Here is a 4,326-nt window from a genome sequence, read left to right on the forward strand (position 1 = left end):
CGTGGCGGAAACCGTGTGCTGAAATTTCAAGGAAAGAACAAGAAATACTTCACTTTTGAAATATTGTTTTCTAAACTATCAGATTTAAATATGCTTAAAAAAATAATATCCCATATACATGTTAGATGGTTGATAGTTATACTTGTTTTGACGGAAACGTATCCGTAGATAATAATATGTTTACCGATGTATACGCCTATGGTCCGTATTGTCACAAATTTTACATAAATATAGACTCGTCGCGGTTTCGTGATCGCCTTGCGCCCAAGAATTTTCGGATGTACGTTAGCTTGCGGTCAATTAGCCATAGATGATGTTTGAGGGGGCAAAATGAACATTTTGTCGAGGCCAGCTTTTTTTGAAGCATTTCAGAAGAGATTAGCCAGCAAAGAACAGACACCCGTCCCTGGCGTATTTGGCCGTTGGCTGGCAAGTTCGCTGTTGCGGCGCTCGCCGGGGCGAGCCCGACGGCCCAGCAAGACATCAGATTTGCCGAACCTGGCACTTGAAGCGCTTGAACCGCGTTATCTGCTGTCGGCCGACATCTTGCCTTTCGCAGTCGACATGAACGACTTGGCCGGCGCCGACTATTCGCTGCGCTATGACAATCTGATCCAGGCGATCCAGATCTATGACAACAAGTCGGACACGCTGATCGACCAGCGCAACGTGCAGCAGATCGACTATATCGTGGTGCGCGGCACCGACGCCGACGACAAACTCACCATCGACTTCGGCGAAAACTTCCTGGCGGCGCTCGACGTGCGCTTCGACGGTGGTGCCGGCAACGACACGCTTGCCATGACCGGCGGCAGCTTCGACGCCGTGCGGCTGGCGACCGACACCGGCCTGTCAGGTAGCATTACCGCGCAAGCCGGAGCGTTGACCCATAGCATTGGCCTGGCAAACGTCGGCGCGGTCGAGGACGATACGACGGCCAGCCAGCGCATTTATGCCGACACTTCCGGGCAAGCGCGGGTGATCCGCATCGGCAGTTCAGATGATTCCAATGACGGTCTGTCGGTGCTTGACGCTGGAACATTTAACAATTTGATCGCCTACAAGTTCGCAACTCCGGCGGTCTCGCTGACCGTTGACGCGGGCGCGGGCGACGACAGCTTTGTGCTGCGCGAGATCGACCCTGCTTTGGCTGGCAGGGTGGTGTTGAGCGGCGGCGCCGGCAGCGACGCCGTGGTCGGCCCCCCGCGGGACACCGACTGGCATCTCACTGGCGAGGGTTCAGGTGATGTTGCTGGGGTGTCCTTCGTTACGGTCGAGAACCTGATCGGTTCCGCTGGCAACGAGGACACCTTTTTTGTTGGTGCGGCCGGAAGATTGAGTGGCGTCATGGCTGGCGGCGACGCTGGCTTCGACAGCATGGTTCTCGACGGCGGCACCTTCGCCTCGGTGAAGTATGCAGCTACTGGCCAGACGTCGGGCACAATCACGCGTGACGGTGTCGTGCTCCGCTATGACGGGCTCGAACCGATCATCGACAACAGTGTCGTCGCGGACCGGGTCATCACAACCAGCAATGCCGACGATGAAGCGACTCTGACCGACAATGGCGCGACGCTGACGCTGTCGTCGGATTCTCTTATTTCGACATTCGAGTCGATCACTTTCAACAAACCCAGCACCAGCCTGACCATCAATCTCGGCGATGATCTGGGCATTCCGATTCTTTCAAAGGATACCTTGACGATCAATGCGGTGAACCTCGGTTCAACCGCACTCATCATCAATGGCCAGGACGGCAAGGACGAGGTGACGATCTCCGGGACGCTGACTGCCGGCGCAGTTACCGTCAATGCCGAGAAGATCAGCGTTTCCAGCACCATAAACGCCAGTTCGATGACCCTGACAGCAGCGGCGGCGGACGATGGAAAAATCACGGGTGGCGCGTATTTCGCGACCCCGGAGGCGATCATCGACCTGAGCGGCGCCACGATCATCGTGACGGGCGCGGCTCAATTCACTGCAACCGCGACCGCCAATGTCGAGGCTGAGACTTTCGAAGTTGGGCCGCTCGCGGGTGTCATCGCGACGATCCTGCCCGAAGCGCGGGTCAAGTTCAGCAGCACCAATGTGACCGCGGCCAGCCTGTCGGCGTCGAGCACCGTAACCGTCACGCTGACCGCGAAGGACGAGTCCGACGCCGGTTCCGACAACGATGAAAAGAAGGATGCAGCGGTTTCCGTCACCGTTCTGGTCAGCGACGCGATCACCGAAGTGCTCGCGGGCAGCGTGCTCAGCGTCTCGGGCGCGGTGTCGCTGACTGCAACCAGCAACTTGACGATGACCACCGAGGCCGATGGCGGTAGCGGCGGCAAGGGCGCAAGCGTTGCGGTTTCAGAAGTCAATGCGACGACCCGCGCCAATGTCTCGGGCGGTTCGACGATTGGCGCGAATGCCGGCGATACACCCAATTCGATCGCGCTCGGCGCAACGCTGATCAGCAATATCACGACGATCGCCAAGTCGACGGCAGGCGGATCGGACCAAAGTGCGGGCGGTGACAACGAATCCGAGGAGCGCCTGAAGGACCCCAATAAGGACGGCATCACGTCCGACAAGGCGACGACCAGCAGCGGCGATATCACCTTTGCCGGCGCGGTGACGGTGTCGGATTATCGGCCGACCACCGAAGCCTTCGTTCAGGCCTCCACCCTCACATCCGGTGGCGCGATCACGCTGACCGCGCAATCGACGGACAAGGTGACGGCGACGGCGGACGGCACCAACACGAACTCTTCCTCCAACGGCGCTACCGGCATCGGCGTTGCAGTAGCGCTGAGCATCGCCGACGTCACGACGCGTAGCTATCTCGGCGGCGCCTCGTCGCTGTCGGCGAGCGCGGTGTCATTGAGCGCCACGATTGCGGCCGGCGACAGCTTCATCGCCCAGGCGACTTCCGGCGCCGGCGAGGGCTCCAAGACGCAGGTCGCGGGTTCGCTCGCCATCAATATCGTCATCACCGAGGCTTCCGCCGACGTCGCGGCAAACGCCTCGATCAATCTGAATGGCGCGGATCTGTCGCTCACCGCCAACTCCACCACCAACGTCGTGACCGATGCGGTTCCCGACGACGCGAGCGGCGCCGCGGGCGAACTCGGCATCGGTGGTTCGGTCGCCCTGACCATCGTCGACAATTCCACCTCGGCGTCGATCCGCGACAACGCGACCATCGTTGCCGGCGACGCTATCACCATGATTGCGACCGGCAACCATACAGCTGCCACCAAGGCAGAAGCGGGCGCGGAAGGCGGCGATGTTGGCATCGGCGGTGCGGGGGCGATCGACGTCATCGACAACAACACCGAGTCGTCAATCGGTTCCGGCGGCGAACTCGACATCACCGGCAATTTGTCGGCCAGCGCCAGCAATCACGGCGTGAGCACGACGCTGGCCGATGGGGATGCCATCGGCTCGACGGCAATCGGCGCGGCGATCGCGCTTGCCTTCGTGGACAACCGTGCGTTCTCGACATCGAACCGCAATCTTCGTTCGAACGGATCGATCAGTCTGTCGGCCGCCAATGACGGTTCCAGCAAGGCGGAGTCGATTGCGAGTGCCGCTGGCGCCGAGAAAGACGAGGACGGCAACACCAAGGCCGACGAGCAACGGGACAAGGAAGTCGGTCTGGCCAACAGCAAGTCGAATGATGGCGACAGCGCCAGCAAATCGGCCAACAGTTCAGGTGGAAGCGGCGGCGGCGATGTCAGCGTCGCGGCAGCGCTTGCCCTCAATGTCTCGTCGTCACTGGCGGTGGCGTCGATCAATGACGGGCGCACGGTTGTTGCCGGTGATGGCGCTGGCGTCGGTGAACTCAATTTACAATCGTCCAACAATATGGACGCGACGGCGAAAGCCGATGGCACCGCAAAGACGAGCGACAGCGGCACCGCTGTCGGTGTCGCAGTGGCGATCAATATCGCGACGATGCGCAACGAGGCGTCGATCGGGGCTGGCAGCATCATTACGGCCGACGGGGTGAAAGCCGAAGCCAAGATGAAGAACGTCGGCGGTGACGTGACGCATCGTTTCGGCGCCGAGTCGACCTCCGGCGCCAGCGGCGGCGATATCGGCGTGGCCGGTTCGTTCGCGCTGAGCTTCGCCGATACCGACACGCTTGGCGTGATTGGTCTCGACCATGCCGATCAGCCAGCAAGCGGCGCCGCGACGGTTACATTGACCGGCGGCAATGTTCTGCTCACGGCGATCAACACGACTGTAACCACAACGACGGCGACCTCCTCCGGGGCCGGAAGCGGCTCGGGCAGCGTCGGCGTCGGCGCGTCGATCGCGCTCGGCATCGGCTTGAAC

1 protein-coding gene is annotated in these 4,326 nt (G+C 60.6%); it reads left to right on the plus strand.

The window, feature by feature from the left end:
* Positions 1–489: 489 nt before the first annotated feature.
* Positions 490–4,326: LEPR-XLL domain-containing protein (locus tag EN906_RS24525; protein WP_164777328.1), on the plus strand; the 3,837-nt coding region annotated here is incomplete at its 3' end.

It is taken from the genome of Mesorhizobium sp. M7A.F.Ca.CA.004.06.1.1, from assembly GCF_003999135.1.
In the GTDB taxonomy this organism is placed as follows: domain Bacteria; phylum Pseudomonadota; class Alphaproteobacteria; order Rhizobiales; family Rhizobiaceae; genus Mesorhizobium.